We start from the raw sequence: 25,356 nt of genomic DNA on the forward strand, positions 1-25,356 counted from the left end.
TTTGGTTCCAAAAATGCGCGATCTCAATCTCGATCAGGTGCGGACGTTTCTTGAGGTCGTGAAGCGCGGGAGCTTTACGGCGGCGGCGCGCGCGCTGAATTTGACACAGCCCGCCGTAAGTCAGCAGATCAAGGAGCTTGAGGCGCGGCTTGGCGTGCAGCTCGTGGCACGTCTCGGCAAGCGCGCCTTTGCGACCGACGCCGGAAAGGAACTCGTTGCGCGCGGGGGTAAGCTCATCGGCGACGCCGAGGAAGCCGTGCTTGCCGTGGGACGCTATCGCGACGGCTGGATGAGCCCGATCCGGCTCGGCGCGACCATCACCGTCTGCGTTTACCTTCTGCCGAGGCTGCTTGGCGAACTGCGCCTGACGCATCCCGAACTCGAAATTTCCATCGAAATCGACCTGTCGCATGTCATCGTGGAAAAGGTGGCGGCAAACGAACTCGACATCGGCCTCGTTGCGCTGCCCATCGACAAGGCGGCGCCGGTATCGGTGACGAAGGTCCGCGAGGATCCGCTCATGGCCGTCTTCCCGATGCATGAAGGTGCCGGCTTGCCGTCCGCGATACCAGCGGACTACCTCAAGAAACGCGCGCTCCTTCTGGACCTGCCGACGACGCAGATGCACCGCCTCGTGGTCGGCTGGTTCGAGGCGCAGGGCATCCACCCGAAACCGACGCTCTATCTCGGCAATTCAGAGGCGCTGAAGGCGATGGTGGCGGCGGGGGTCGGGGTCGCCATCCTCGCCATCGAGAACAGGGAAGACCTCTATCTCGGGCGCAGCATCGTGGCGCGGCCGCTTTCGCCTCCGCTTGTGAGGCAGCTCGGATTGATCGTGCACAAGGACAAGCCACCACATCCGGCGATGCCGGAAATCCGCGACCGGCTGACGAACATCAGTGCCTGAGAGAAGGCGCGGCCTGCGCGTGCGGCGATACCGTTGCGGCTTCAACGAAAGCGGAAGAGCGCGCGATCAGTGCGCGCGCTCCGGGTTCGCCTCGACGGCGGCATCGAGCCAGCTTGCGGATTTGTCGTCGAAATCAGGGGCGGCAAGCACCTGCTGCTCGCCCGCCGAAGCCGACCTTTCGAGGTAGCGAACGCATTGTTGCTCGCGGTCGTAGCCGAGGAGAATGCCGAGCATGAAATCATGCTCGGGTGAGAGATCGCAAAGCGGCCGGGTCAGGAACCGTCGCGCCGCTTCCACAGCCGCCGGGCGCCCGAACACGACGTTGAGTTTCGTAGGGCAGGCTTCGTGCACGTAATACGCAACACCTTCACGGACGAGCCGTGCCTCTACGAAAACCGACGCCGCCTTCGTCATGGTCAGCATGCTGAGCGGCCTGATCCCTCTCGATAGCTCGTAGAGGTGGTGATTGAAGACGCGGATGACGCCCTCGTTCAGGTCAGACGGCTGATCCAATCCGTGATCCTCTTGTCTGTCTTGGAAGATTGCGTGTCCTGGTCGAGGGGCAGGCCGACGAACTTGCCGTCGCGCTCCGCGGTCGATCCGGAATAGTTGTAGCCCGCCGTGTCGGTGAACCCGACGATTTCCGCGCCCGCGTCGACCGCGTAGTCGTAAAGGATGCCGATCGCATCCACGAAGCTCTCGGGATAGCCTTCCTGATCGCCGGTGCCGAAGATGGCGACCTTCTTGCCCGCGAGATTGGCGGAGGTCAGCTTTTCGATGTTGTCTTCCCAGTCGGTCTGAAGGGTGCCGTTGCCGTAGGTGGGCGAGCCGAGAATAAGAAGGCTTGGGCTTTCGAAATCAGCCGCCGTCGCGTCCTTGATGTCGATGGCTTTGCCGGAAAGCTTTTTGGCGATCTTGGAGGCAACCGCTTTGGTAGCGCCGCCGTCGGAGCCGAAAATGACGTTCACACTCATGGTCTGGACTTTTCACCCTGTCGCAAAGCAGAAGGAAAGCGGCAGCAAGACCCCGCAGCCGCGTGTGTTCAACCGCGAACACCAACGCCTAAGAAGTTAGCGCATGGCGAAAGGCGCATCAAATATAAAACCACGATATTGGGCGGATATCTGCGATTATTTCATCGAAATATAACAGTTCTAATTCGCATTCTTTAGAAGTGCACTGCGCCCGCATAATCATTCTAAAGAACAGCTCTGAAGAACAATTCTAAATTGGCGCCGTTTTCTCCCGTCGGACAGGATATAAGGGGAAGGGCGAGTGCGGTTTTCCAAGCCGAAGGGACATTCCCTTTCACATGCGCAGGCATGCGGGGAACGGCTTTCGCGCGCCGCGCGCCGGCGGAGTGCATCGCTTTTGGTGGACGAAATCGTGAGCCGGTCAGGCTGCCACATCCCGGCAGAAGGGACGCAGGCGCCCGCCTTCCAGGGCATGACTGAGCGCCTTGTCGAGGGACGCGAAGCTGTGCACGAGGACATGCGCTCCCGCCCTCGTCAGTTCCGTCACGGAGTGATAACCCCATGTGACGCCGACGCCGGCGCAGGCCGCCGAGCCCGCCATTTGCATGTCATAGGATGTATCGCCGATCATGATCGTCGACTGCGGCGGAATGCCTGTTTCGCGCATGGCCTGGAACAGCATGGCAGGGTGGGGCTTGGAGGGGGCGTCGTCGGCAGTCTGCACCGTCGAAAACATCGCCGAAAATCCGTTTTCCTCGATGAAACGGAGCGCGCCGCGGCGGGATTTGCCCGTTGCCATTCCGAGAACCACGTCATCGCGCGCGGCAAGGCTGCCCAGAAGCTGCGCCGCGCCGAGGAACATCGGCTCGCTCTGGCGGGCATTGCGAAGCTGCATGCACTTGTTGCGATAGGCGGCGATGACGTCGTCGCGCGTGGCCTCACACAGGTCCGGGGCGAGACAGGCGATGGCCTCCGACATCGAAAGGCCGACGGTGCGCAGGATCGCATGGCGCGAAGGCAGGGCCAGCCCGAGGTTCTGGAAAGAAAACCTCATCGCCTCGACGATGATATGCTGACTATCGGCAAGTGTACCGTCACAGTCGAAAACAATGAGCGTAGGAGTCGATGCCATATTTCGCACCTGCGAAGGTTCGGTTTCCGCCCCGTTCGGATAATCATTCCCACAATGCACGATCTACATTATGCCGGGCTAACGCCGCGTGAAGCTAAACGTTAGACTCATGTCTGTTATGCACAATTATTCCCCGTAACGGGCTGAATCGAATCCGAGAAGCTCGAACGTCTGCGCGATATGCGACGGAAGGGGCGCGGAAATATCGATTTCGCCGAGCTTCGGATCCTTGAGCGTCAGCCGTCGCGCATGCAGATGAAGCTTCCGTTCGATGCCTTCGATGGGGATTTCGGTCCCGTCGCCATATTTCTGATCGCCGAGAATGGGCGTGCCGAGAATGTCCATATGCGCGCGAAGCTGATGCTGGCGGCCGGTCACCGGCTTCAGCGATACCCACGCCATGTTCGCGGCGCGGTCGATGACGGAATAAAACGTCGTCGCGTGCTGGGCGAGATCCTGCTCGCCGGGACGCGCCTTGCGCACGCGGTCGCCCTCCGGCCCCGCTGCCTTGACGAGCGCGGCCTCGACCTTGCCCTGTGGCGGCTTCGGGATGCCGCGCGTGATCGCCCAGTAGATCTTCTGCACCGAGCGTGTCTGGAACAGCCGGCCGAGGCGGGCCGCGGTCTGGCGGTCTTTCGCGACAACGAGAATGCCGGTGGTATCGCGGTCGAGCCGGTGCACGAGGCGCGGACGTTCGCCGCCGAAGCGGTCGGCCATGCCCGCGAGCAGTCCGTCGATGTGACGCGTCGTCTTCGTGCCGCCCTGAACGGCGATGCCGAAGGGCTTGTTCAGAATGAACATCTCGTCGTTCTCGAACACGATCATCCGCTCGATGAAATCGCGGTCGGCCTTGGAGAGCCCCGGAGGCGGTTTCAGCGAAGGCTGCGGTGCGTTTTCAGGCTCGGCGAAATGCGTGGGCACGCGAACTTCCTGCCCTGCCGAAAGGCGGCTGTCCGCCTTCACGCGTCCGCCGTCGACGCGGACCTGTCCGGTGCGGACAAGTTTCTGCACGAGCGTATGGGGCAGTGCCGGGTAATTCTTTTTCAGCCAGCGATCGACACGAAGGCCGTCGTCGTCGGTGCGGACCGCACGCTTTTCGATGGTCATCTGAAACTCCTCGCGCGCATTTGGCCGCGCAGCGGGGATAATGTAAAGCGGCAACTTGGGTCAAAGGTCAGGCGCATGAAGGCGGATGATGGCGACGCCGCTAATCGTATTCGACTGGGGCGAGCACGTACGAGCCGCCAGGCTTGACCGCGCGGGCCCACGAGCGGCAAGCGACGGTTGCGCCATGCGATCGCAAGCCGCTTCGGCGAAGAGTCAGCGACCGCGTCCTGAAATGCCGCGTTAATGATCCATCAACGCTACAACTCGACTTTTATTGAAATTGTATCAAAGGCAAATAGGGTGGCTTGGCCCCATCCCCTTCCTGAAAACGGGCTTTCGCCCCTAGGATAATGACATTGCTCCGCACCCTGATTTTGACCGCGCCTTTCGTTCTGGCCTTGGGTGAGCCGGTGGCTGCCCAAGCCTTGCAGGCAGCGTCCGGCGGGGGCAACTGTGCGTTTGGAGCTTGTTCTCCCGCCACGGGTGAGGGCGCGGAGGCCTACCGGTCCCGGGGCTACGACGCGTTCAGCCGTGCGCCACTGTATCATGAGGACTTTCGCAGCGATGCGGACGAGCGAAGGCGGTTCGACAGGCACGGAAGTGATCCCGTGGACGATGTCGTGGTGGAGGCTTCCAGGCGCTTTGGCATTCCGACCGTGTGGATCCGCGCCGTGATCAGTCAGGAAAGTGGCGGCGACGTTTACGCGGTTTCCTCCAAGGGCGCGATGGGGCTGATGCAGATCATGCCGCAGACGTGGCGCGAATTGCGCGCGCGATACGGTTTCGGGCGCGATCCGTTCGACCCGCGCGACAACGTTCACGCAGGGACTGCTTATCTGCGTGAACTCCACGACCGCTACGGCATGCCGGGGTTTCTCGCGGCATACAATGCAGGGCCTGCCCGCTACGAAGATTATCTGACGGCTGGCAGGCCGCTCCCGGCCGAGACGGTCAATTATGTTTCGGCGATCACACCCCGCCTTGGTGTTTCGGTGTCGCGGCGGCGCGCGACGGGGTGGGAATAAGGGAGACAAGGGTCAACGCGTCTGCTGGAGCGTCCTGCCGACCGCTCACTCGTTTGAATCCGCAGCCCCTCGCGCGCATCATATCGGGCGGCTCGCCGCGGGCAGCGTGTTGCGTCCGTGCGGCGCGGCATAATCGATTTCTGGCCCTACCGGCACGATGCCCGTCGGGTTGATGGTCTTGTGGCTTTGATAATAGTGCCCCTTGATGTGCTGAAAATTGACCGTCTCCTTCACACCGGGCCACTGATATAGTTCGCGCGTAAAGCCCCAGAGGTTGGGGTAATCGGCAATGCGGCGTATGTTGCACTTGAAGTGACCGACATAAACGGGATCAAATCTGAGCAGCGTCGTGAACAGCCGCCAGTCTGCCTCCGTTATTCGGTCGCCGCACAAATAGCGATGTGTGGCGAGCCGCGCTTCCAGCTTGTCGAGCGTCTTGAACAGGGGCCGCACGGCCTCCTCGTATGCCTCCTGCGACGTTGCGAAGCCTGCCTTGTAGACGCCGTTGTTGACGCGGTCATAGATTTCCGCGTTCAGCGTATCGATCTCTTGCCTCAGTTCTTCCGGGTAGTAATCGCCAGGCTTCGCGCCCAGACCGTCGAAGGCCGAGTTGAACATGCGGATGATCTCGGACGATTCGTTGCTGACGATGGTTTCACGTTGCTTGTCCCAGAGCACGGGAACGACCACGCGACCGGAATAGGACGGATCGGCCTTCGTGTAGATTTGATGGAGGCGTGTGGCGCCGTTGACCGTGTCGGGGATGACGCCCGGACCAGGTTCGAACGTCCAGCCTTCCGCGCCCATGTACCAGTTCACCGCCGATATCGGGATGAAGTCTTCGAGCCCTTTCAGCGCCCGGAAAATCAACGTGCGGTGCGCCCAGGGACAGGCGTAGCACACATAGAGGTGATAACGACCGGCCTCTGCCTCGAAGCCCGCCTCACCACTTGGCCCGGCGCTTCCATCGGGCGTGATCCAGTTGCGAAACCGGCTTTGCTGGCGCTCGAAGCGGCCACCGGTCGACTTGGTATCGTACCACTGATCCTGCCATACGCCGTCGACCAGAAGCCCCATGGTTCACTCTCCTCCGCCGCCGCGTTTCCCATTTCACGCCGATCGATTCGACCCAGTACGGAACAACGTCCTCTTGTCTTCACATTGGATGCGTACGCGTCCCCGCTCGCTTGAGAAAACCACCGGGGTGCGCCGGGTTCCTGACGTCGGCGGTCGAGCTTTATAAGGCCCGGTTGTCGAGCCGCTTCTCTGCGTCAGATCGAGGCGGGGAAGTGATTTAATTGGCATCTCGTCTGCGGTTTGGAGGCTTCGACTGCGGCTTTGCCTTTTCTTTTTCTTCCGCCTGACGGGCCGCGACGACACGCTCCATGCGTTCGAGACGTTCCAGCGCGGCGAGGCGGTTTTTCACTTCCGTCATGAACCTGCGAACGCGCTCGGCATTGCGGCCGAGGTCGTGCTGGCCGAAACGCGACGATGAGCGAATATCCACGCGCGCCGATTTCGCGTTACCGGTCACGCGGATCGCAATGTCCTCCACGAAGCCGAACAGGAGGGTTTTATCCACGGCCTCGATATGGCCGGCCTTGGTTGCTTCGGGGGCCTGTTCCTCAAGGATTTTCCAGTTCAGCGTCTTCACGACATCACGCACCGAGGTGTAGACGTCGATGAGCGGGCGCTGGACCACAAGGGGTTTGAGGTCAGGATAGGCTTGTGCCTGAAGCGGCGCGAAAGCGGCGTCGTAACGTATCGGGTTCGCCTGTCCTTGCCGAATTCGGGCGACACGATCGAAGGCCGGAGGTGCGCCCGGATCGCTCGTCACTTCATAGATGCGGGGAAGGGTAAGCAATGCGGGAAGCGACCAAAGCGGAACCGCGAGCACGAGCGCGGCCAGAAAAAGCGCGGCGGCCGCGCGCTCGGCGCCCCGGTCGCCATTGTTCCAGATCGCGACGAGCCCTGCGATCGCGACAAAGACTGCGATGATGGCTCCCGCAATCGCCGCCCCCATGATCTTGAGCGCGAGCGGTGTCGTGAGGCCGAAGAAGCGATGCCAGACGAATGCGCCTCCAAAAACGAGGACAGAAAGGACGGCTATCCGGTAGCTCCACGCCGCCCGCTTCGAAAGATTTTCGTAAAGACGCAAGGTTCTCTCCGCCGTGCCGCCCCAGATTGGTCCGGCTGAAGCGCGGCCGCTTCGCCGTCCTTCTTACCATCGCTCGCGCCTGCCTCCGCGATCTTCGGCGTCGCAACACGCCATTACGCAAAAGCTCAGGCTAGTAGTCCGATTCCAACATTGCATCCGTTTGCAGTCGCTCGCGAGCGAATGCCGGGAGCTGTCATCTTATCGCACCATGGTTCAAGTGCCTTAGACTGCGTCTGGAAAAAGTGTGAAGCGGTTTTCCGACAAGACGCACGATAAAGGCTGAAGCACGCTTTTGATGACATAAAGATAGATACGTCCTGCAGCATCATGCCGCAATCGGATGCACCCACGCTCTATATTTCGGATGTCGGCAATGCAACGCGCCACGGAAAGACAGATCCGCCATCCAATTGCGCCGCGCGATCTGCACACGTCTTTCGAAAATGTAACAAGAATTTCGCTTGCACTGTCGCAATTATGACGACGAATCGACAAACACTGATCGGACAATATGAGTGTGACGTAGTTTAGTAAACGACGGAGTACGACTGTGGCTGAAGAAATTCAATGGCGGCAGCTTGGTTCAATCGTCAATACTGTGCTTCTCGACGCCAGGGCGAAAGCTGTCCGGAACGGCGCCATGTCGAAGCCCGCGCCTCGTTCCAGCATGACCGCTGCGCCGGAAGCAGTCGCGAACCTCGCCCGTGAGGAAAGCGGCAATGGCTTCCTGTGCAGGCCCGCTGAGCCCGCGACGGCCGAACAGCTCGAACTGCCATTTGGTCTCACCGACATGCCGCCAGCCGTGCCTCTGCGCGTCCGGTCGCGCGTCCGCCTGATGTAGGATCTGCTTCGGCGCCGATTTCCCGGTCTGCGCCGCCTCGGCTTCAGTCCCACATTGCGTTCCGCAAGAGCGCTGAAGACTCGCCGAAATCAAGCCCGGCACCGGGGCGGTGTCCGCTTTCGCATCGTGCTGCCGTCGCGTGCCGGAACGCGCGCCAGATCAGCGTTGCGTATAGCCCAGCATGATCGGGGGGGAGGCGGAAATCATGTTTTCCGGCGCGTCAGGCTGAGAGGCCAGCTTTCCGCCCTTGCCGGAACGGTTGGTCTTCTGCAAAGCGTCGGGATCGGTTGCGGCGGCTGTCTGCTGACCTGCGGTTTGCTGCGCGGAAGCCTGTTGCACAGCGGGTGCCGTAGCCGAAGCCTGCGTCGTGGTGCCAAACTGATATTGCGTCGGCTGTGCGCCGCTGTCGGGCTCCTTGCGAGCGGAGGCGAAGGCCTGCCCCGATGCGGGCGCTGCGCCGGAAGCTGCGGGGTGCGTTGCCTGCATGCTTGCTATCGACACGGGCCTGCTTGCCGGTGTCCGTACGACCGGCGACGCGGACATCGAGGCGAACGCGGCGGTTTCAGCCGGTTGGGTCGGGGCGGCTGAAGCGGTCGCCGGCTGTGTGTAGGTTGGCGTATACGACCGCATTGGCGGTTGCGGTGCCATGGCGGCCACGGCAACCGGCTGGCTGGTTTGCGGCTGGGCGGTGTCGGGTGCGCGGTTCAGATTCGCCAGAACGGTCTGCGGCACACCATCGACCCCCGGAAGCATCCTTGGATCGACCTTGGCGAAGATCGGGCACGGACCGTCCGGCGCGGGATCGCCGGGGAGGCCGGGAAACTGGACGTTCACCTGATATTGCTTGCCGCAAACCTTGACGATCGGCGGCTTGCCGGTGGCCTCGAACGAATCGTAGCCCTCCTTGAGGCGCCCCCAGAACGAATACCACGGACTATCGCGATGCTTCGCCATGTTGGCTGCCGTCATGCGAAAGGGCAGGGCCTGCACGTGAAATTTCGTCTGGCCCGCGTCGAACGCCTCACGCGCGAGGATATAGATCTCCTCGATATAGGCATCGGTCATCGCGTAGCAGCCGACAGACTTGCAGTTGCCGTGCACCATGAGCGCCGACCCCGTATGTCCGTTCACCTGATCGTGCGTGTTCGGGTAGCCGAGATTGAAAGCCAGATAGTAATTGCTGCGCGGGTTCATCTGAGCGCGCGTGACGGTGTAGAAGCCCTCGGGCGATTGCCGGTCCCCGGTCTGAATCTTGGGGCCGAGTGTGCCGGACCAGGCGCAAATCGGATAGGTGCGGAAATGCTGGAACCGGCCTTCCTTGAACTTCCAGACCTCCAGCTCCGACTCTTCCTTGAAGATGCGGATGAAGATCGGCGCGTCGGGCCTCATGCCCTTGATGGCGAGCATCGCCTGGGTCGATGCTGGAAGCTGGCGCTCGGCCGGGGGCACCGTGTTTTCTGGATCGCCACCGAAACCGAAGAGGTTAAGACACCCTGTCAAGCCCAGCAAAAGCGGAGCGACCGACGCGAAACGCAACACAACTCTCATCAAGCCTTTCCTCTGCGCGGTGGCGCTGTCGGGGGAGCATCGGCCGTCTGGGTTAAAAAGAGGTTGCATTTCGCGAGTGCTTTTTAGAGATCGCATCCTCAAGTTGTAAGCCTTCGATTCCTTTTCTGCAACAGAGACTTGGCCGCGCTATTGAGGCCAAAATGCGACCCATTGTCGTGACGATCCTACCGCGCGGCCGGCAAGGTGCGGCCGATAGCCAGGAATTTGTCCTGACGCTGCTTCTTGATCGCTTGCTTTTCCTGCGACTCGAATTCGGAAAGAGCGCGTTCGAGCGCTTCGCGCACGTTGCCAATCGCGGCCTCCCGATCGCGATGGGCGCCACCGACGGGCTCGGGAATGATCTGATCGATAACCCCGAGTTGAAGAAGATCCTGCGCGGTGATCTTCATGTTCGTCGCGGCATCGCGCGCCTTCGAACTGTCGCGCCAGAGGATCGAGGCCGCCCCTTCGGGCGAGATCACGCTGTAGATGGAGTGTTCGAGCATCAGCACGCGGTTTGCTGCGGCGATCGCGATCGCGCCGCCGGAGCCGCCCTCGCCGATCACGACTGCGATCATCGGCACGGAAAGCGACAGGCAGCAATCCGTCGAGCGCGCGATAGCCTCGGCCTGACCGCGCTCCTCCGCCTCGATGCCGGGATAAGCGCCCGCGGTGTCGACGAGGCTGACGACCGGAATGCCGAAGCGATCGGCCATCTGCATGAGACGCACGGCCTTGCGGTAGCCTTCGGGCTTCGCCATGCCGAAATTGTGGCGCAGGCGGCCCTGCGTATCGGCGCCTTTTTCGTGTCCGAGCACCATCACGGTGCGGCCGTTGAACCGGCCCAGGCCGCCGATGATGGCAAGATCCTCGCCGAAATAGCGATCCCCGCCCAGAGGCGTGAAATCGGCGATAAGCTCGCGGATATAGTCGACGGAGTGCGGCCGCGCGGGATGGCGCGCCACCTGCGTCTTCTGCCAGGGATCGAGGCTCTTGTAGGTTTCTTCGAGCGCCGTTTGCGCCTTCTCGCGAAGCTTGGCGAGTTCATCCTTGATGGACACGCCGCTGTCTCCTTCGCCGAGCGCGCTCAATTCCGCGATCTTGCTTTCGAGTTCAGCGATAGGTTTTTCGAAGTCGAGATAGGTGCGCATGGCCTTTGGAGCTTGGAACGGGATCGGGTTGTTTTGCCCTGCCTAGCATGGGCGGCAGGCAAGGGCTAGTGCGCGTTCCGGCGCTCCCTTCTCATTTCCGGGGACTGGGCGCGTCGAGAACCCCGTAGACGATGCGCCATGTGACGCAGCCTCCGTGCCGGCGGTCGAATACCGCCAGCGCGCGCCGGAGCGCCGTCGCCGAAAGCGGTCGATATCCGGGTCTCGGCTGACGCGCCCCGGTGTCGCGCAGCGCCCTTAGAAAGCCCGTGGCATCGCCGTATCTGGCGGTGATGGACTCCTCGCGCACCACGCCGTCGAGCGCGGGCACGTCCAGGAGCCCGACCGGCTCGCCGAGGTTTTCGAGCGTTTCGCGCCATTCGGGAAAATTGCCGGGGCCGATGGTGGCGAACACGACGTGGCCGCCCGGATTCAGCAGCCGCCGCCAGTTTTCGAGGGTTCGGCGCGGATCGTCGCACCATTGCAGCGTCATGCTCGACGCCACGAGGTCGAAGCCGTGCGCAACGGCGGGGCGGTCGCCGTCCATCGTGGCGAACGTCGTTTCCGCACCCCGGCCGCCCGCAGCCGCCAGATTTTCACGGCAGCGGGACACCATATCGAGGCCGATGTCGGTGAAGAGGAACCGGCCCCGAGGGTATCGCGTGAGGACATGGCGCGAAAACAGTCCCGTGCCGCAGCCGATTTCGAGCAGGCGCGGCTCGCCTGCGCCGGGCAGGAACTCGGCAAGGCGTGCCGCGACCGTCTCCTGAAGAGCTGCGTTGGCATCATAGGTCAAGACGCTGTTTGAGAAGCGGCGCGCGATTATGTCCTTGCGGGACATGCGAGTTTCACCTGATTCCTGAAGAGATGCGCGCTTCGCCGCAGGGACGAGCGCGCCAGACACGCCCTGTTTCCCCCTCTCGGGGCCAAAGCGCAAGGCTCCTTGCTCGTTCATCGCCGTTGAGCAAAATGCGCGGGAAACCAGCGCGCCCGGTTGCTTTTCACCCGACGCCTCCAGATGACGCAAGCTGGACTGCTTCTGATTGTCCGTCGCCCAAGGTTGCGAAACGGCTGATTTTCTATTTAATTCGCAGATATTTTCGAGGGGTGTTTCTTGGATTCTCGTATCGGCTCGATTGCCAATGAACTTCGCGCGGGGCAGACCCCGCCCGAAGTCAGCGTCCGCACGTTTCTCGGCTGGTTCGACGCCCAGCGTCGCCGCTACCGGATCGTGCAGAACATCCGCGATGAACTCGCGAAAGAGGGTGTGCGCACGGTTCCTGATTTCGAGACGGTCTGGATCGACGCGCCGATCAGGTTCGTCCTTTCCGAAGGCAACGGCGTTTCCGCCAATTTCGAGCCGAAGACGCCCGGCGAGAACCCGCCGAAAGCACCGGAGACTGTCGCTCCCAACCGATGGGAATCCCGCGAGGCGACCTACAAGGTCGGCAGGCTCGCCGCCGCGAACCAGGGCATCGTCTCCGTTCCGCCTGACAAGCCCGTCGCCCAGGCTGTCACGATCATGATGCTGCGCGGCTTCTCGCAACTCCCGGTGATGACGGACGATGGCGCCGTGCTCGGCATGCTGAGCTGGCGGTCCGTTGGCACCCGCATGGTTCTGAACAGGGCGGCTCCCCTCGTCCGCGACGCGATGGAGCCGCATCATGAAGTGCGGTCGGACGTCTCCATTTTCGATGCGATCCAGGCTATCGTCGCGAACGATTACGTTCTCGTGCGCGGCGCGGACGCACGCATCACCGGCATCGTCACGGCGAACGATCTGAGCCTTCAGTTTCACGACCTGACCGAGCCTTTCCTGCTCCTCGGCGAGATCGAAAATCTCGTCCGCAACTTGATCGGCAACGTGTTTTCGGCGGACGAACTGAAGACGGCCTGCAATCCGGCCGACGCGTCGCGGGTCGCCTATGTCGAAACCGTCGCGGACCTCTCCTTCGGCGAGTATATCCGTCTTCTGCAATTGCCGCCGAACTGGAGCAGGCTCGCGATCAACATAGAGCGCGACGTCTTCTGCCAGTCGCTCGACGCGGTGCGCAAGATCAGGAACGACGTGATGCATTTCGATCCGGACGGCATCGAACCGGAAGAACTCCAGCAGCTTCGCCAGTTCACGCGCTTCATGCGGCAGTTGGCGAGCGCACGTGGATAGTTCGGCGATGCCCAGGACCGGACGGGCGGGCATCCATCCTGATCATCATGTTCACGTTAATGTAACCGTCAGCGCACGTGCGATAACGGCAAAGTTGGAACGTTCCCTTCGAGGACAGGTTAAAATCATTTAGAATGATGCAAAGCGGCCGATGAAGACGCGGTCCGGGAGAAAGGCACTCGCGGCCCGCACAAACAGCGTCCGGCTTGCTGGCTAACCTGTTCGACCGGAGTTTGACTTGGCTGCGCATCCCCTTTCCCATCATGAAATACTGGGCCTCGTCGCGCCCTTCACGCGGCGCGGACTGCATCCGGACTTGCAGGCCACCAACCGACAGGAACGGCGCCTCGTTTTCAAGACCGTCGAACGCGTCGGCGAGACCGAGGACGCGCCCACCTATACGGAGACGCTCGAACTCCATTGCGCCAGCGGGCCCGCAACCACGCACAAGCTGAAACGCACGACCGTCTGCTCCTGCGCGCCGGAGAATTTCGAGGCGCGCCTCGAAATCGAAGGCCGGGATCTCTCCGACATGCTGGCTTGCTTCGACACAGTGCCGTCGGCAAGCCAGTTCCGTTTCGGGCCCGGATTCAAGATGGTGAAATGCTGGCGCCTTCTCCGGGGCAGCGGCCTGACGCCAGCCGGTATGCCCGCGACGCAGAAGGCCCTGACCCACATGGCCGCGACGCTCGGCGACCTTACCGTGACGGCGACAGCGCCGACCGTGAAAGCCGATCCCGAAACGGTCATCGAGATCCTGCCGCCCGAAGGCGCGCACATGCGCTTGCCGGACGATCTGCTCGCCGTGCTCGGCTGGAACTGGAGCCTCATCCGCAGGCGGCGGGACACATGGCGCGGCATTCTGAAAACATCGGGCCGCGAGCCAGACCGCAGCCGCCGCGCCGAGCTGAACCTCGACAGGATGGTCGAGCATCTTGTGCAGACCTTCGGCGATGCGCCCGCGCGCTTCCACGACCGGCTCTACAGGGCTCGCTGGGGCGTCGCCTTCCGGCGCTCGCTGCCGTTGCTGGTAAGCCTCACGCTGATCACGCTTGCGGCGCTGTCCTCGCGGCTGGAACTGTCGGAAGACTCCGTGCTGCGCATGCTGATCTTCAACGCGCCGCCTCTCCTCATGGCTTCGGTGTTCTGCATGCGAAGGCTGCCGCAGATCGAGATTCCGCCGATGCCGCGGCGCTTGAAAGCCCCCCGATGGATTCAGCTTGACCCCGAGCCAGTCTGACCTCGCGATAAGAAACATCAAGTCATGAAAACCAGGCGTTAAGTTTTTTAAATCCGGCGGAACAAGAAAACCATTCGCGCATTGCGGGTATACTGAACAACATTGTGCTGAAGGGTGAGGAATGGCCGGAAACCCGATGAACGTGCCCCCCGTCTCGATCGCGACCGCGAAAGCGGCGTTGATCGAGCAGTTCGCGAACCCCGTCCTGCGCCGCAGGGCGACGATGCTGTGGGGGACGCGCGGTGTCGGTAAATCGTCCATCGTGCGCCAGGTCGCCGCTCACTACGGCGTGCCGCTCGTGGATCTTCGTCTCACCACCATCGAGCCGGTGGACATTCGTGGCGCCATCTACGCGGACGACTCGCTCGCGAAAACCGTCTGGTTCCCGCCCGAGTTCCTGCCCGGTCGCGACCAGCCGCAAGGCATCCTTTTCCTCGACGAACTGACGGCTGCCGACCAGCGTCTGCAAATCTCGGCCTATTCCCTTATCCTCGACCGCCGCGTGGGACATTACGAACTGCCGGACGGCTGGCAGGTGATCGCGGCCGGCAATGCCAGTTTCCACGGCGCCGTTTGTCACGACATGGGCACCGCGCTCGCCGATCGCATGTTCCACTTCCACGTGCAGACTGTGATCGACGCCTTCCTCGATCATGCGATGGCGAACGATTTCGCCCCGGAGGTGATGGCCTATCTCAAGGTGCGCCCCGACAAGCTCGACGACACCGAGGCGCAGCTTTCCAACGATCACCTCATCGGCTCCAGCCCGCGCGGCTGGGAAGACATCTCGAACGTGCTGAAGTCCGAGATGTCCGAGCACGCCAAGCGCATTTTCGTGCAAGGGCGAATCGGAGCCTCGAACGCGGCGGAATTCTTCGGCGTGCTGCGCGAAATTCAGGCGAGCGTCGACGTCTTCAAGCTCATGGAGGCCAGGCCAGGCGCGGAGACGGCGGCGCTGCTGCCGCGCTCGCTCGACGGGCTTTACGGCATGACCTATGGGCTTCTCGCGGCTTGCACCGACAGCGACAGCGTGGCGCGCGCACTCGAAATCGTGGAGCAGCTGCCCGAGGTGAAGGCGGAAATCCGCCTGCCGCTTCGCGAGGTGCAGACGCTGGCCATGGAACTCATCATGCAGAAGGCGCTTGCGACCGGGCTCGAGGGCGCGATCCTCGAAAGCCCGGCCTATGGCCGCTATGCCGAGGCGCGCGCCAAGGAGCCTAGCTATGCCTGATGGCAGTGCCGCAATCGACTTCGGCGCGGGCGGCGGTCTTCCGCCCGGCCATCGCGGCACGCGGGCCATACAGCGCATGGTGGAGTTCGCGCCCTCGACCGGCGGCCTCGCGCTTTGGGTGAAGCATCTCGACGTGGCCGACCCCGCAGCACCGGTCGTGTCGACGGATGGGACCACGCTTCGCTATGGGCCGTCCTTCACGGAAACGCCGCTGGCGGAACAGGTCGGCCTCGTGGCCCATGAGGTGCTGCATATCGCGCTGCGGCATCCGCAACGCTTTCTGGAATTGCAGCAACTCGTCGGAGACGTCGACCTCGACCTCTTCAACATCTGCGCCGACGCCATCGTCAACAGTTCACTGTCGCATCTCACGTGGCTCAGGCTACCGCACCGCTCGGTCTATCTCGACGAGCTTCTGCGCAACGCGCTGAATATCCGCGAGGACGTGCAGAAATCGCTGCTCGAATGGGATGTGGAGCGGCTTTATCGCGCCGTCGACGACCGTCAGCAGGCGGAGAAAGGCGGCAAGCGCGACCAGCGCCGCGAGAAGCAGGGCGGCTCGGAAGAAAGTCGCGACGGCAAGAACGGCCGGGAAACGCAGCAGGCGCAACAGACGAAGCCCGACGAGCGCAAGGATGGCCCCAAAGCGGCGACGGCCCGCGCGATGGGCGCGGGCAGCCTTCGCGACCTCGTGCCGATGCCCGATCCCGAAGCGCCCCCCGAAGCGGAGGCGCAGGCCGCGCGGCAATGGAGCGAGCGCATCCAGCGGAGCCACGCCAGCGACGGCATGCACTCGATGCTGCGCGCGCTCATTGCCGACCTGCCGAAGATCAAGACGCCGTGGGAGCGCGCGCTTCGCTCGCAGCTGGCCCGCGCGCTCTCGAAAAAGCTCGACCTGTCATGGTCGCGGCCCGCTCGGTCCTACATCGCCAATCAGGGCCGCATGGGCACGCGGCGCATGCCTTTCGAGCCGGGGTTCAGCCTTGCGAAGCCCGTGCCGCGCCTTGTGGTGGTGGTGGACGTGTCGGGCTCGGTCGACGAGAAGCTGCTCGACCGTTTCGCGCTGGAGATCGAGGCCATCACGCGGCGTCAGGAGGCGGGGATGATGCTCATCATCGGCGACGACCGCGTGCGGAAAGTGGTTCGCTACGAGCCGGGGGTGTCGAACCTGCGCGAGATCGAGTTTGACGGGCGCGGCGACACCGATTTCACGCCGCTGCTCATGGAAGCCGACAAATACGCGCCCGACATCGCGGTGGTGCTGACCGACCTCGATGGTCCCGCGCGCTTTCGGCCGCGCTTTCCCGTGGTCTGGGCCGTGCCGGAAGCCTTCGCCAGCGCCGCCGCACCGTTCGGGCGAAAACTCGTGCTGAGTTAGCCCCGCCCTGCATTGCTCCTACGGCACGAAGATCAGGAAGATATACGTCGCGAAAATGATGAGGTGCAGGAAGCCGAACAGGATGTTCGTGCGCCCGGTGCCGAAGGTGTAGACGCTCACGAGCAGCGTCAGGAACAGAAGCACCATCGATTCCGAGCCGAGGCCGAGGATCAGATCCTTGCCCGTGAAGATGGTGATGACGGCGACGGCAGGCACCGTCATGCCGATGGTGGCGAGCGACGAGCCGAGCGCGAGATTGATCGACCGCTGAAGCTCGTTCATCCGCGCGGCCCGCACCGCCGTAATGCCCTCGGGCGAGAGGATCAGCAGCGCGACAAGGAAGCCGAGGAACGGTTCCGGCGCGCCGAGTTGCGTCAGAATGCCTTGCAGCGAGGCGGTGAACGTCTTCGACAGCAGGACCACGGCCAGAAGCGAGGCGACAAGCAGGACCGGTGCGCGGATGCGAAGGCCGTGCCCCTTTTTCCCGGTATCGTCATCCTCGATTTCGACTTTGAAAAACTCCGTGTGCCGAACCGTCTGGATGTACAAAAACAGCGCGTACAGCAGCAGCGTGATGATCGACACGAAGATGAGTTGCGATGAGGTCAGGACCGGCCCGGCTGAAGAAACGGTGAAATTCGGCAGCACCATCGTCAGCATGGAGAGCGCGGTCAGCACCGCGAGATAGACGTTCGCACCCTTCGACTCGAAATCCTGCTGGTAATAGCGGAGCCCGCCAGCCAGCATGCAGATGCCGACGAGGCCGTTGGCAACGATCATGACAACGGCGAAAACCGTATCCCGCGCCAGCGTGGGATTGCCCTTGTCTTCGAGCATGATCGCCATGATGAGCGCCACTTCGATGACCGTCACCGAAATGGTGAGCACGAGTGTGCCGAACGGCTCGCCGATTTCGTGCGCGATCTCCTCGGCACTGACGACCGCCGCGATGACGGTTGCGAACAGGATGGGAAAGACGACGAGCGACAGCCACAGCGGCGGCTGATCCTTGATCGCCTGTCCGCCGAGGAAGGTGATGGCTGCGTAGAGCGCCAGCGCCGCGACGGGGACCACGATCCGCATCACATCGACGACGCCGATGCGCTGGGCCGTTGCGGGCGGCCTCATGAGCGGCCCTTGAGCGCGTCGAGCGCCTCGCGAACCGCGAGCAGGTCGCGCCAGGCGAGCCGCTTGGCGATGGGGGTGCGCAAGAGATAGGCCGGGTGAAGCGTCGCCATCGCTCGCGTTCCGGGGTGCCCCGGCAGATCCAGCCATTTTCCGCGCAGCTTCATGATTCCCTCGGTCGCTCCAGTGAGCTGCTTGGCCGCAGCATTTCCTAGAAACATAACGATCTTGGGCGCAATGAGTTCAATTTGTCTTTCTACAAACGGTTGGCAGACCTGCACCTCTTCCGGCGAGGGCGTGCGGTTGCCGGGCGGACGCCAGAACACGATATTGGTGATGTAGAAGTCGGCTTCGGTGAGACCGATGGCGGCGAGCATGCGGTCGAGAAGCTGACCCGCGCGGCCAACGAAGGGCTGGCCCTGCCGATCTTCATCCTTGCCGGGCGCTTCGCCGATGAGCATCAGCGGCGCCGAGGGCGATCCGCGCGACAGGCAAAGACGGCTCGCGGTGGCCTTGAGGCCGCATCCCTCGAAGTTTTCGAGGATCGCGCGCAAGTCGCCGAGACTTCGGGCGCTGCGGGCGAGTTCCCGCGCCGCCATCACGTCGTTGGAAATCACATCACGCGATGGGACGGCGCTCGGGCTCGGCGCATGCTCATGGGGCGCTGCGCGGGAATTCGCTTCGGGCTGCGGCAAATCCGCCCGCTCGCGGGGGAGTGGTTTCCGGTTGACGTTAGCGTCAACGTCTATACCTATAGGGAAAGAAGCCGCGCGCGGAATTTCGCTGAACCAGTCGCGTGTTTCCTCGGCGATGGTCTCCTCGACCCCCATTGCCCGATACCATTCGAGCAGAATTGCAGCATTCTCGGAAGACGCGCGCATGCCGGTGAGATTGCCCATGATTTAGACGAATAATCAAGTTGGCGGGGAAGCACTTTTCCCGTAGGACACCAATCTCAGTGCGGTGCAACAAAGATCTGCTCTAACTCTTGATACCAGTCGCGCCACGGCGGGTTCGCCTGATGCGTTGAGCGCGCGATGGAGCGCGGGGCCGCTTCGGCCGGGAGGAACCCATGGAAGAGAACGAAGTCGCGGAAGTCGCAGAAGAGGAAGCCCTTCCCGAGCGCGAGACGATGGAATTCGACGTCGTCATCGTCGGTGCCGGCCCGGCCGGGCTGTCTGCGGCGATCCGGCTGAAACAGCTCGCCGAAAAGGCGGGCAAGGAAATTTCCGTCGTCGTTCTCGAAAAAGGCTCGGAGGTCGGCGCGCATATCCTTTCGGGCGTGGTCATCGACCCCATCGGCCTCAACGCCCTCATCCCGGACTGGAAAGAGCAGGGCGCGCCGCTCGAACAGCAGGTGACGAAAGACGTCTTCCTCCGCCTTACGGAGACGAAGTCTTCGGGCTTCCCGCATCACCTGCTGCCGCCCGCGATGCGCAACGAAGGCTTCTATATCGGCAGCCTCGGCGCGCTGGTGAAATGGCTCGGCGAGCAGGCCGAGGCGCTGGGCGTCGAAATCTATCCCGGCTTTCCGGCCGCGGAAGTGCTTTACGATGACGACGGCAAGGTGATCGGCGTCGGCACGGGCGATCTCGGCATCGGTCGCGATGGCAAGCCGAAGGACGACTTCGTGCGCGGCATGGCGCTGCTCGGCAAGTATACGCTCATCGCGGAGGGCGCGCGCGGCTCGCTCGCAAAGCAGCTCATCGGCAAGTTCAAGCTCGACGCGAATTCTGACGTGCAGAAATACGGCATCGGCCTGAAGGAGCTGTGGCAGGTCAAGCCCGAGCACCACAAGCCGGGTCTTGTGCAGCATACGCTTGGCTGGCCGCTCGACGACAAGACCGGCGGCGGCTCGTTCATGTATCACTACGGCGACAACCTCGTATCTGTCGGCTTCGTGGTGCATCTGAACTATCAGAACCCCTATCTCAGCCCCTTCCAGGAATTCCAGCGCTACAAGACGCATCCCGCCATCGCGCCGGTCTTCGAGGGCGGCAAGCGCATCGGCTACGGTGCGCGCGCCATCGTGGAGGGCGGCTGGCAGTCGATCCCGAAGCTGACGTTCCCCGGCGGAGCGTTGCTCGGTTGCAGCGCGGGCTTTGTGAACGTGCCCCGCGTCAAGGGCTCGCACAACGCGGTGCTGTCGGGCATCGCGGCGGCGGAAGCGGCCTTCGCGGCGGTCGATGCCGGTCGCGCCGGCGACGAACTTACGGCTTACGAGCACACGGTGCGTACCGGCCCCATCGCGAAAGACCTGAAGCCGATCCGCAACGTGAAGCCGCTCCTCTCGCGCTACGGCACGATGCTGGGCTCGTTCCTTGCGGGCGTCGACATGTGGCTGAACAAGCTCGTGCCCGCGCTGTCGCCGACGCTCAGCCACGGCAAGCCGGACTACGCCACCCTCAAGCCCGCGAAGGACAGCAAACCTATCGTCTACCCGAAGCCGGACGGAAAGCTGACCTTCGACATCCTGTCGTCGCTGCCGCTTTCGGGCACGAACCACGAGGAAGACCAGCCGGTTCACCTCAAGCTCGCCGATCCGGGCATCCCGATTGGCAAGAACCTGCCGCTCTATGCCGAACCCGCGCAGCGCTATTGCCCGGCGGCGGTTTACGAGGTGGTGACGAGCGCCGAAGGGGAGGCACGCTTCCAGATCAACGCGCAGAACTGCATCCACTGCAAGACGTGCGATATCAAGGACCCATCCCAGAACATCAACTGGACGACGCCGGAAGGCGGTGGAGGCCCGACCTACGCGGGGATGTAAGGCAATCGCCCCATCGAGGCGGGGCCTTCATGGCCCTTTTCGCAAGCGCAGAAGCTCAAGTCAGCGGCTTGGGCTTATCGTCGAGGCCGAGATTATACCAGGTGTCGGCCTCGATCACGATCGGGTTTTCGCCGATGGCGTAGACCCAACTGTCGACGGCCCAGCGCGACCTTGTGTCGTTCTGCGTGAGGATCGCCGTCCAGTGCGGCCAGCGGTTCAGCCCCTTGAGGGTATCGCCCCTCGCGAACGGGCGGCCGACGGTGTGATGCTTCAGGAGGCCGTGATACTGGAGCACGAGCAGAAAGCTCGTCGTATTCGTGGAGTGGTCCACGCAGTCCATCTGCGTCGGATCGCCGGACCCGTCGTAATCCATCCCCGGCCGGTCCTTGATGGTGCCGACGACGTTGCCCGTCCATACGTACATGGAAGCGATGGCGTAGGCGATGGCGCGGCGCTCCTCTTGCGGCGTGTCGGCCTTTTTCGTTTTCGCCATCAGCGCGGCGATCTCGTTGATCTGCCTTCCGCCGAAAGTCACCTTCGTCTTCTGCTGGCAGCCATAGGCGTGACACAGCCAGACAGAGTTCTTTCGCGGCGGTTCGCTCCTGAAGTCGGCGAAGTGAAGTTCAGGTGAGCCCTCGCGATCGAACGTGCAGGCGGAAAGGCCGCCAAGCATCGCGAACGCAAGAGCCATGGAGAAGGCGCGCATGAAAACTCCATTCCGCCGATGGCCGCAACCTAACTTATGGCTCGAACGGAGCAAGGCTCGCCGTTGAGTGGCGCCGGGTTTTCACCTAGGTTGTCGCGACACAGCCACAAAAAAGAAAACATGACCTCGAAATCAACATTACACATCGTCGGCGCGGGCCTTGCCGGCTCGGAAGCGGCATGGCAGGCGGCGGAGCGCGGCGCGCACGTGGTGCTGCACGAGATGCGGCCCGAGCGGCAGACGCAAGCGCACAAGACGGGTGGCTTCGCGGAACTCGTGTGCTCGAACTCTTTCCGCTCGGACGATTTCGAGACGAATGCGGTCGGCCTCCTGCATGAGGAGATGCGGCGCGCGGGCTCGCTCATCATGGACGCGGCCGCGCGGCACAAGCTGCCCGCGGGCGGCGCGCTGGCGGTGGATCGCGATGCGTTCTCCGCCGAGGTGACAGAGCGGCTGCGCGCGCATCCGAATGTCGAGATCGCGAGCGGCGAAGTGGATGCGCTGCCTCCCGCCGAATGGGGAGCGACGATCATTGCAACCGGCCCGCTGACCTCGCCCGCGCTTTCCGCCTCGATCATTGCGGCGACGGGCGAGGACGCACTGTCTTTCTTCGACGCCATCGCGCCCATCGTGCTGGCAGACAGCATCGACATGGACGTGGCATGGATGCAGTCGCGCTACGACAAGCCCGGCCCCGGCGGCACGGGAAAGGACTACATCAATTGCCCGCTCGACCGCGACCAGTACGAAGCGCTGATCGACGCGCTGCTCGCCGCCGAGAAGACGAGTTTCAAGGAATGGGAGAAGACGCCCTATTTCGAGGGCTGCCTTCCCATCGAGGTGATGGCGGAGCGCGGGCGCGATACGCTTCGCTATGGGCCGATGAAGCCCGTGGGCTTGATGGATGCGCGCACCGGCAGGCAGCCATGGGCGGTGGTTCAGCTTCGGCAGGACAACGCGCTCGGCACGCTGTGGAACATGGTCGGCTTTCAGACCAAGCTGAAGCACGGCGAACAGACGCGCGTATTCCGCATGATCCCCGGCCTTGAGAACGCGGTTTTCGCCAGGCTCGGCGGGCTTCACCGCAACACCTTCCTCAACAGTCCGAAGGTGCTCGACGGAGCGCTTCGCCTGAAGGCCGCGCCGCATGTGCGCTTCGCGGGGCAGGTGACGGGCGTTGAGGGCTATGTCGAATCGGCGGCCATCGGCCTTCTCGCGGGCCGCTTCGCCGCCGCCGAACTTGGCGGAAGCGATCCGCTTCCCCCGCCGCAGACGACCGCGCTCGGGGCGCTTCTCGCGCATATCACGGGCGGGCACCTCTCCGACACCATAGAAGGCGGACCGAAAAGCTTCCAGCCGATGAACGTGAATTTCGGTCTTTTTCCGCCGCTCTCGGAGCCGCAGAAAAAGGTACGAGGCGAAGCGAAAGGCGCGGCCCGCAAGAAAGCGTTATCGAAACGCGCGCTCGCCGAGCTTGATCTTTGGCTTGAGAAGGATATGGTCGCGGCCCGTGGTGGGCACGCGGCTTGATTTACTCTAATCCGATGGTGCATAAACCAAGCGGCAGCTTGGCCGTGCGGCATATGTAGACCTTGCCTCTCGCGGCGTTGGCTGCCACATATCACCAACCGCCGAAATTTCGCATCCCGTCTGGAGCCGCCATGGTTCAGCTCACGCTGCCGAAAAACTCGAAAATCCGCAAAGGCAAAACCTGGAATTCTCCGGGGGCGAACGCGAAAGACTGGAAGCGGTTCGAGATTTATCGCTGGGATCCGACCACGGGCCATAATCCGAGCATGGACACCTATTGGGTGAACCTCAAGGAATGCGGCCCGATGGTGCTCGACGCCATCCTCAAGATCAAGAACGAGATCGACCCGACGCTCGCCTTCCGCCGCTCCTGTCGCGAGGGCATTTGCGGGTCGTGTGCGATGAACATCGACGGCACCAATACGCTGGCCTGCACGAAGCCCATCAAGGAAATTTCCGGCACCGTGAAGATCTATCCGCTGCCGCATATGAGCGTCAGCAAGGATCTCATTCCCGACCTTAGCCATTTCTTCGCGCAGCATCGCTCCATCGAGCCCTGGCTCCAGACCGATTCGCCGCCGCCGGAGACCGAATGGCTTCAGAGCCGTGACGACCGCGCGGTGCTCGACGGCCTCTATGAATGCATCCTTTGCGCGTGCTGCACGACGTCGTGCCCGTCCTATTGGTGGAACGGCGCGCGCTTCCTCGGCCCCGCTTCGCTCCTTCAGGCGCGCCGCTGGATCGCGGACAGCCGCGACGAACGCACCGGCGAGCGTCTCGACAACCTCGAGGATCCGTTCCGCCTGTATCGCTGCCACACGATCTTGAACTGCGCGCAGGTCTGCCCGAAGGGCCTGAACCCGGGTGAGGCCATCGCCGAGCTGAAAAAGCTCATGGTCGAGCGTCAGCTCTAGAACCACGCACTTCAAGTGCGCCCCGCCGATGAGTCGGCGGCCTTGGCGGCTTGAGGTGCGGAAGGGTACGACCAAGATGGAGTGCGCTTTTAATCCAGCCAAAAGCGCACCGTTCGCCTGTTAAATCGGCGTCGATCTGACGACACGAATCCATAGCGTCGTGCCGCGCTTCGAGTCGCTGCGACCGGATTGGGAATGCCGCCGTCGCGATCAGGAGACGGAGGGGCACAAATTCATCAAGCGGATGGGATGCGCGGCTTTTCAGCAAGCTGGCGGCTCAGCGCGCGTTTGCGTGCCATAGGTCGGGCTTTTCTTCCCGCCGCGCCACAGAAATGCCCGGCAAGGTCAAAGCGTCCATGATCCATGGATAGTCCGGCGCGATTTTTTCGCTCATGCGCCGGGCAATCGCCGCCTTCGCGGTGTGAGCCACCTGGCGGGGAATATCGCCAAGCTCTCTTTCCCGAGCGAGAACGTGAATCTCTCGGGACGCGATCATGCTCGGCATGGGGGCGAACGTCACGCTCCGCCAGAAAGCCTGCCCTCGCAGCACGCAAAGCGGGGTCAGGATCGACCACCCCATTCCCGACGCCACCATGGCAAGCACGGTTTCGGAATCGTCGAACTCCGCGCGCCCGGTGGTCTCGATGCGAAGGCGGCGCAACAGCCGGTCCACCTCGCGTCCGAGCATGGTTCGAGAACTGAGACGGACGATGTCCCGCTCGCGGGCGAGCGCACCGAGATCATCGATGTTGGTATTGATGCCGCGCGGCACCGCGAGAATGAGCGGTTCGCGCAGAATTTTATGCCGTTCGAGATTGGATTGGTCTTCGAGAGGGTCCGGTGAAATGATGACATCCACCTCGCGGCCGAGAAGCGCACGGCGATGCTGGCTATGAAGGCCGATCTGCACGGACCAGAGCGCGGCGATGCCGCGCAGACTCGAAACCAGTTCGAGCCCGATGGTGCCTGCGAGCGAGTCGACGAGACCGATATTGAGCTTGGGCAACGCCGCCATGGCGGGCGCCCTTGCAGCCTGAATGGCCTCTCTCGCCCCAAGGAGCACGCCCCGCGCCTTTTCCAGAAGGACCGCGCCCGAGGGCGTCAACGCGATCGGCCGGACCTGACGGTCGAAAAGCTGCACGCCGATCGACTGTTCGAGATTAGCAACGATCTGGCTTACCGCCGACTGGGTAAGTTGCGCTCTGCGCGCAGCCTCGCTTATGCCGCCGCATTCCGCGACTAGGACAAAAATGTCCAACGAGCGAAGATTGATTTCCAGAGTATCATGTCGTCCCCGCTCCGTCTGCGAAGGGTTCGGCCTGCGCTCTATCACATCTAACCCGGCGATTGATTGTCCTGCGGGATTGGGCCGCACGGATGGTCTGCCCCCAAGGTCAATGTCATATTACAACCTGGGGCGCAACGTAAGAGATTTCATGTATCTGAATGTTCCAC

The 25,356-nt window shown here is 62.7% G+C and carries 22 protein-coding genes and 1 pseudogene; 10 read left to right on the forward strand and 13 right to left on the reverse strand.

Annotated elements, in window-relative coordinates; translation table 11 throughout:
* Positions 1 to 13 precede the first annotated feature (13 nt).
* Complete coding sequence (locus QM659_RS04740) at positions 14 to 907, forward strand: LysR family transcriptional regulator (RefSeq protein WP_164729786.1); 894 nt, start codon at positions 14 to 16, stop codon at positions 905 to 907.
* Between the two features lie 66 nt (positions 908 to 973).
* Here QM659_RS04740 and QM659_RS04745 read toward each other — a convergent pair whose 3' ends face one another.
* The 4 genes from QM659_RS04745 to QM659_RS04760 form a co-directional block, all read right to left on the reverse strand.
* Positions 974 to 1,420, reverse strand: coding sequence for a DUF2023 family protein (locus QM659_RS04745; protein ID WP_127075231.1), 447 nt, complete (start codon positions 1,418 to 1,420; stop codon positions 974 to 976).
* Positions 1,399 to 1,881 carry a flavodoxin FldA gene (gene fldA / locus QM659_RS04750; RefSeq protein ID WP_303487736.1) on the reverse strand — a complete coding sequence of 161 codons (483 nt, stop codon included), beginning with the start codon at positions 1,879 to 1,881 and terminating at the stop codon, positions 1,399 to 1,401. The genes QM659_RS04745 and fldA overlap by 22 nt, the downstream gene beginning before the upstream one ends.
* A gap of 421 nt (positions 1,882 to 2,302) precedes the next feature.
* Positions 2,303 to 3,013, reverse strand: a complete 711-nt coding sequence (locus QM659_RS04755) for an HAD-IA family hydrolase (RefSeq protein WP_127075227.1) — start codon at positions 3,011 to 3,013, stop codon at positions 2,303 to 2,305.
* A gap of 126 nt (positions 3,014 to 3,139) precedes the next feature.
* A complete protein-coding gene (locus QM659_RS04760; RefSeq protein ID WP_127075225.1) occupies positions 3,140 to 4,120 on the reverse strand; it encodes an RluA family pseudouridine synthase in 981 nt (326 codons plus the stop codon).
* A gap of 620 nt (positions 4,121 to 4,740) precedes the next feature.
* Here QM659_RS04760 and QM659_RS04765 point away from each other — a divergent pair.
* Positions 4,741 to 5,106 (forward strand): annotated as a pseudogene (locus tag QM659_RS04765) (lytic transglycosylase domain-containing protein); the annotation flags it as partial.
* Between the two features lie 117 nt (positions 5,107 to 5,223).
* On the opposite strand, the gene QM659_RS04770 reads toward QM659_RS04765, so the two are convergent.
* Positions 5,224 to 6,222 carry a glutathione S-transferase family protein gene (locus QM659_RS04770; protein ID WP_415187562.1) on the reverse strand — a complete coding sequence of 333 codons (999 nt, stop codon included), beginning with the start codon at positions 6,220 to 6,222 and terminating at the stop codon, positions 5,224 to 5,226.
* Between the two features lie 217 nt (positions 6,223 to 6,439).
* Positions 6,440 to 7,303, reverse strand: coding sequence for a DUF1499 domain-containing protein (locus tag QM659_RS04775; RefSeq protein ID WP_415187563.1), 864 nt, complete (start codon positions 7,301 to 7,303; stop codon positions 6,440 to 6,442).
* Between the two features lie 550 nt (positions 7,304 to 7,853).
* On the opposite strand from QM659_RS04775, the gene QM659_RS04780 reads away from it, so the two are divergent.
* Positions 7,854 to 8,144, forward strand: a complete 291-nt coding sequence (locus QM659_RS04780; RefSeq protein ID WP_415187564.1) for a hypothetical protein — start codon at positions 7,854 to 7,856, stop codon at positions 8,142 to 8,144.
* A 159-nt stretch (positions 8,145 to 8,303) separates the two neighbouring features.
* Here QM659_RS04780 and QM659_RS04785 read toward each other — a convergent pair whose 3' ends face one another.
* From QM659_RS04785 to QM659_RS04795, 3 genes are all read right to left on the reverse strand, one after another.
* On the reverse strand, positions 8,304 to 9,692 hold the full coding sequence (locus QM659_RS04785; protein WP_415187565.1) for a L,D-transpeptidase family protein: 1,389 nt from the start codon (positions 9,690 to 9,692) through the stop codon (positions 8,304 to 8,306).
* Between the two features lie 185 nt (positions 9,693 to 9,877).
* The gene (locus tag QM659_RS04790; RefSeq protein ID WP_303487723.1) at positions 9,878 to 10,843 is read right to left on the reverse strand and encodes an acetyl-CoA carboxylase carboxyltransferase subunit alpha; all 966 of its coding nucleotides are present in this window, start codon (positions 10,841 to 10,843) and stop codon (positions 9,878 to 9,880) included.
* A gap of 91 nt (positions 10,844 to 10,934) precedes the next feature.
* Positions 10,935 to 11,681, reverse strand: coding sequence for a methyltransferase (locus QM659_RS04795; RefSeq protein WP_415187566.1), 747 nt, complete (start codon positions 11,679 to 11,681; stop codon positions 10,935 to 10,937).
* Positions 11,682 to 11,954: 273 nt separating this feature from the next.
* On the opposite strand from QM659_RS04795, the gene QM659_RS04800 reads away from it, so the two are divergent.
* The 4 genes from QM659_RS04800 to QM659_RS04815 all read left to right on the forward strand — a co-directional run bounded on the left by QM659_RS04800 (position 11,955) and on the right by QM659_RS04815 (position 16,856).
* Complete coding sequence (locus tag QM659_RS04800) at positions 11,955 to 13,007, forward strand: CBS domain-containing protein (protein WP_415187567.1); 1,053 nt, start codon at positions 11,955 to 11,957, stop codon at positions 13,005 to 13,007.
* 238 nt (positions 13,008 to 13,245) lie between these two features.
* Positions 13,246 to 14,247, forward strand: coding sequence for a hypothetical protein (locus tag QM659_RS04805; protein ID WP_415187568.1), 1,002 nt, complete (start codon positions 13,246 to 13,248; stop codon positions 14,245 to 14,247).
* 121 nt (positions 14,248 to 14,368) lie between these two features.
* Complete coding sequence (locus tag QM659_RS04810; RefSeq protein ID WP_415187569.1) at positions 14,369 to 15,478, forward strand: AAA family ATPase; 1,110 nt, start codon at positions 14,369 to 14,371, stop codon at positions 15,476 to 15,478.
* Entirely contained in the window at positions 15,471 to 16,856 is a 1,386-nt protein-coding gene (locus QM659_RS04815) for a DUF2201 family putative metallopeptidase (RefSeq protein WP_415187570.1), read from the forward strand. The genes QM659_RS04810 and QM659_RS04815 overlap by 8 nt, the downstream gene beginning before the upstream one ends.
* An 18-nt stretch (positions 16,857 to 16,874) precedes the next feature.
* On the opposite strand, the gene QM659_RS04820 is transcribed toward QM659_RS04815, so the two are convergent.
* Both QM659_RS04820 and QM659_RS04825 read right to left on the reverse strand, forming a co-directional pair.
* A complete protein-coding gene (locus QM659_RS04820) occupies positions 16,875 to 17,984 on the reverse strand; it encodes a calcium:proton antiporter (RefSeq protein WP_415187571.1) in 1,110 nt (369 codons plus the stop codon).
* Positions 17,981 to 18,880, reverse strand: coding sequence for a uracil-DNA glycosylase (locus QM659_RS04825; protein WP_415187572.1), 900 nt, complete (start codon positions 18,878 to 18,880; stop codon positions 17,981 to 17,983). Before QM659_RS04825 ends, QM659_RS04820 begins: the two co-directional genes overlap by 4 nt.
* 173 nt (positions 18,881 to 19,053) lie before the next feature.
* Between QM659_RS04825 and QM659_RS04830 the strand changes: the two genes are divergently transcribed.
* The gene (locus tag QM659_RS04830; protein WP_415187573.1) at positions 19,054 to 20,751 is read left to right on the forward strand and encodes an electron transfer flavoprotein-ubiquinone oxidoreductase; all 1,698 of its coding nucleotides are present in this window, start codon (positions 19,054 to 19,056) and stop codon (positions 20,749 to 20,751) included.
* Between the two features lie 55 nt (positions 20,752 to 20,806).
* Here the strand turns inward: QM659_RS04830 and QM659_RS04835 are convergent, their stop codons facing one another.
* Positions 20,807 to 21,457 (reverse strand): hypothetical protein, encoded by a 651-nt coding sequence (locus tag QM659_RS04835; protein ID WP_415187574.1) that lies wholly within the window; start codon positions 21,455 to 21,457, stop codon positions 20,807 to 20,809.
* 120 nt (positions 21,458 to 21,577) lie between these two features.
* Here QM659_RS04835 and trmFO point away from each other — a divergent pair, with 120 nt between their 5' ends.
* Together trmFO and QM659_RS04845 are read left to right on the forward strand one after the other, a co-directional pair.
* Entirely contained in the window at positions 21,578 to 22,987 is a 1,410-nt protein-coding gene (gene trmFO, locus QM659_RS04840) for a methylenetetrahydrofolate--tRNA-(uracil(54)-C(5))-methyltransferase (FADH(2)-oxidizing) TrmFO (protein ID WP_415187575.1), read from the forward strand.
* Between the two features lie 131 nt (positions 22,988 to 23,118).
* Entirely contained in the window at positions 23,119 to 23,901 is a 783-nt protein-coding gene (locus QM659_RS04845; protein WP_303487703.1) for a succinate dehydrogenase iron-sulfur subunit, read from the forward strand.
* A 277-nt stretch (positions 23,902 to 24,178) separates the two neighbouring features.
* Here the strand turns inward: QM659_RS04845 and QM659_RS04850 are convergent, their stop codons facing one another.
* Positions 24,179 to 25,159, reverse strand: a complete 981-nt coding sequence (locus QM659_RS04850; RefSeq protein ID WP_303487701.1) for a LysR family transcriptional regulator — start codon at positions 25,157 to 25,159, stop codon at positions 24,179 to 24,181.
* Positions 25,160 to 25,356 lie beyond the last annotated feature (197 nt).

It is taken from the genome of Rhodomicrobium sp. (assembly GCF_047605405.1).
GTDB lineage: Bacteria > Pseudomonadota > Alphaproteobacteria > Rhizobiales > Rhodomicrobiaceae > Rhodomicrobium > Rhodomicrobium lacus.

Excerpts from the sequence above, each read along its gene's own strand:
- trmFO (WP_415187575.1), top strand. The coding sequence starts at position 21,578 with ATGACCTCGAAATCAACATTACACATCGTCGGCGCGGGCCTTGCCGGC.
- QM659_RS04825 (WP_415187572.1), bottom strand. The coding sequence starts at position 18,880 with ATGGGCAATCTCACCGGCATGCGCGCGTCTTCCGAGAATGCTGCAATT.
- QM659_RS04740 (WP_164729786.1), top strand. The coding sequence starts at position 14 with ATGCGCGATCTCAATCTCGATCAGGTGCGGACGTTTCTTGAGGTCGTG.
- QM659_RS04820 (WP_415187571.1), bottom strand. The coding sequence starts at position 17,984 with ATGAGGCCGCCCGCAACGGCCCAGCGCATCGGCGTCGTCGATGTGATG.
- QM659_RS04785 (WP_415187565.1), bottom strand. The coding sequence starts at position 9,692 with ATGAGAGTTGTGTTGCGTTTCGCGTCGGTCGCTCCGCTTTTGCTGGGC.
- QM659_RS04845 (WP_303487703.1), top strand. The coding sequence starts at position 23,119 with ATGGTTCAGCTCACGCTGCCGAAAAACTCGAAAATCCGCAAAGGCAAA.
- QM659_RS04795 (WP_415187566.1), bottom strand. The coding sequence starts at position 11,681 with ATGTCCCGCAAGGACATAATCGCGCGCCGCTTCTCAAACAGCGTCTTG.
- QM659_RS04815 (WP_415187570.1), top strand. The coding sequence starts at position 15,471 with ATGCCTGATGGCAGTGCCGCAATCGACTTCGGCGCGGGCGGCGGTCTT.
- fldA (WP_303487736.1), bottom strand. The coding sequence starts at position 1,881 with ATGAGTGTGAACGTCATTTTCGGCTCCGACGGCGGCGCTACCAAAGCG.
- QM659_RS04830 (WP_415187573.1), top strand. The coding sequence starts at position 19,054 with ATGGAAGAGAACGAAGTCGCGGAAGTCGCAGAAGAGGAAGCCCTTCCC.
- QM659_RS04760 (WP_127075225.1), bottom strand. The coding sequence starts at position 4,120 with ATGACCATCGAAAAGCGTGCGGTCCGCACCGACGACGACGGCCTTCGT.
- QM659_RS04770 (WP_415187562.1), bottom strand. The coding sequence starts at position 6,222 with ATGGGGCTTCTGGTCGACGGCGTATGGCAGGATCAGTGGTACGATACC.
- QM659_RS04790 (WP_303487723.1), bottom strand. The coding sequence starts at position 10,843 with ATGCGCACCTATCTCGACTTCGAAAAACCTATCGCTGAACTCGAAAGC.
- QM659_RS04755 (WP_127075227.1), bottom strand. The coding sequence starts at position 3,013 with ATGGCATCGACTCCTACGCTCATTGTTTTCGACTGTGACGGTACACTT.
- QM659_RS04835 (WP_415187574.1), bottom strand. The coding sequence starts at position 21,457 with ATGCGCGCCTTCTCCATGGCTCTTGCGTTCGCGATGCTTGGCGGCCTT.
- QM659_RS04810 (WP_415187569.1), top strand. The coding sequence starts at position 14,369 with ATGGCCGGAAACCCGATGAACGTGCCCCCCGTCTCGATCGCGACCGCG.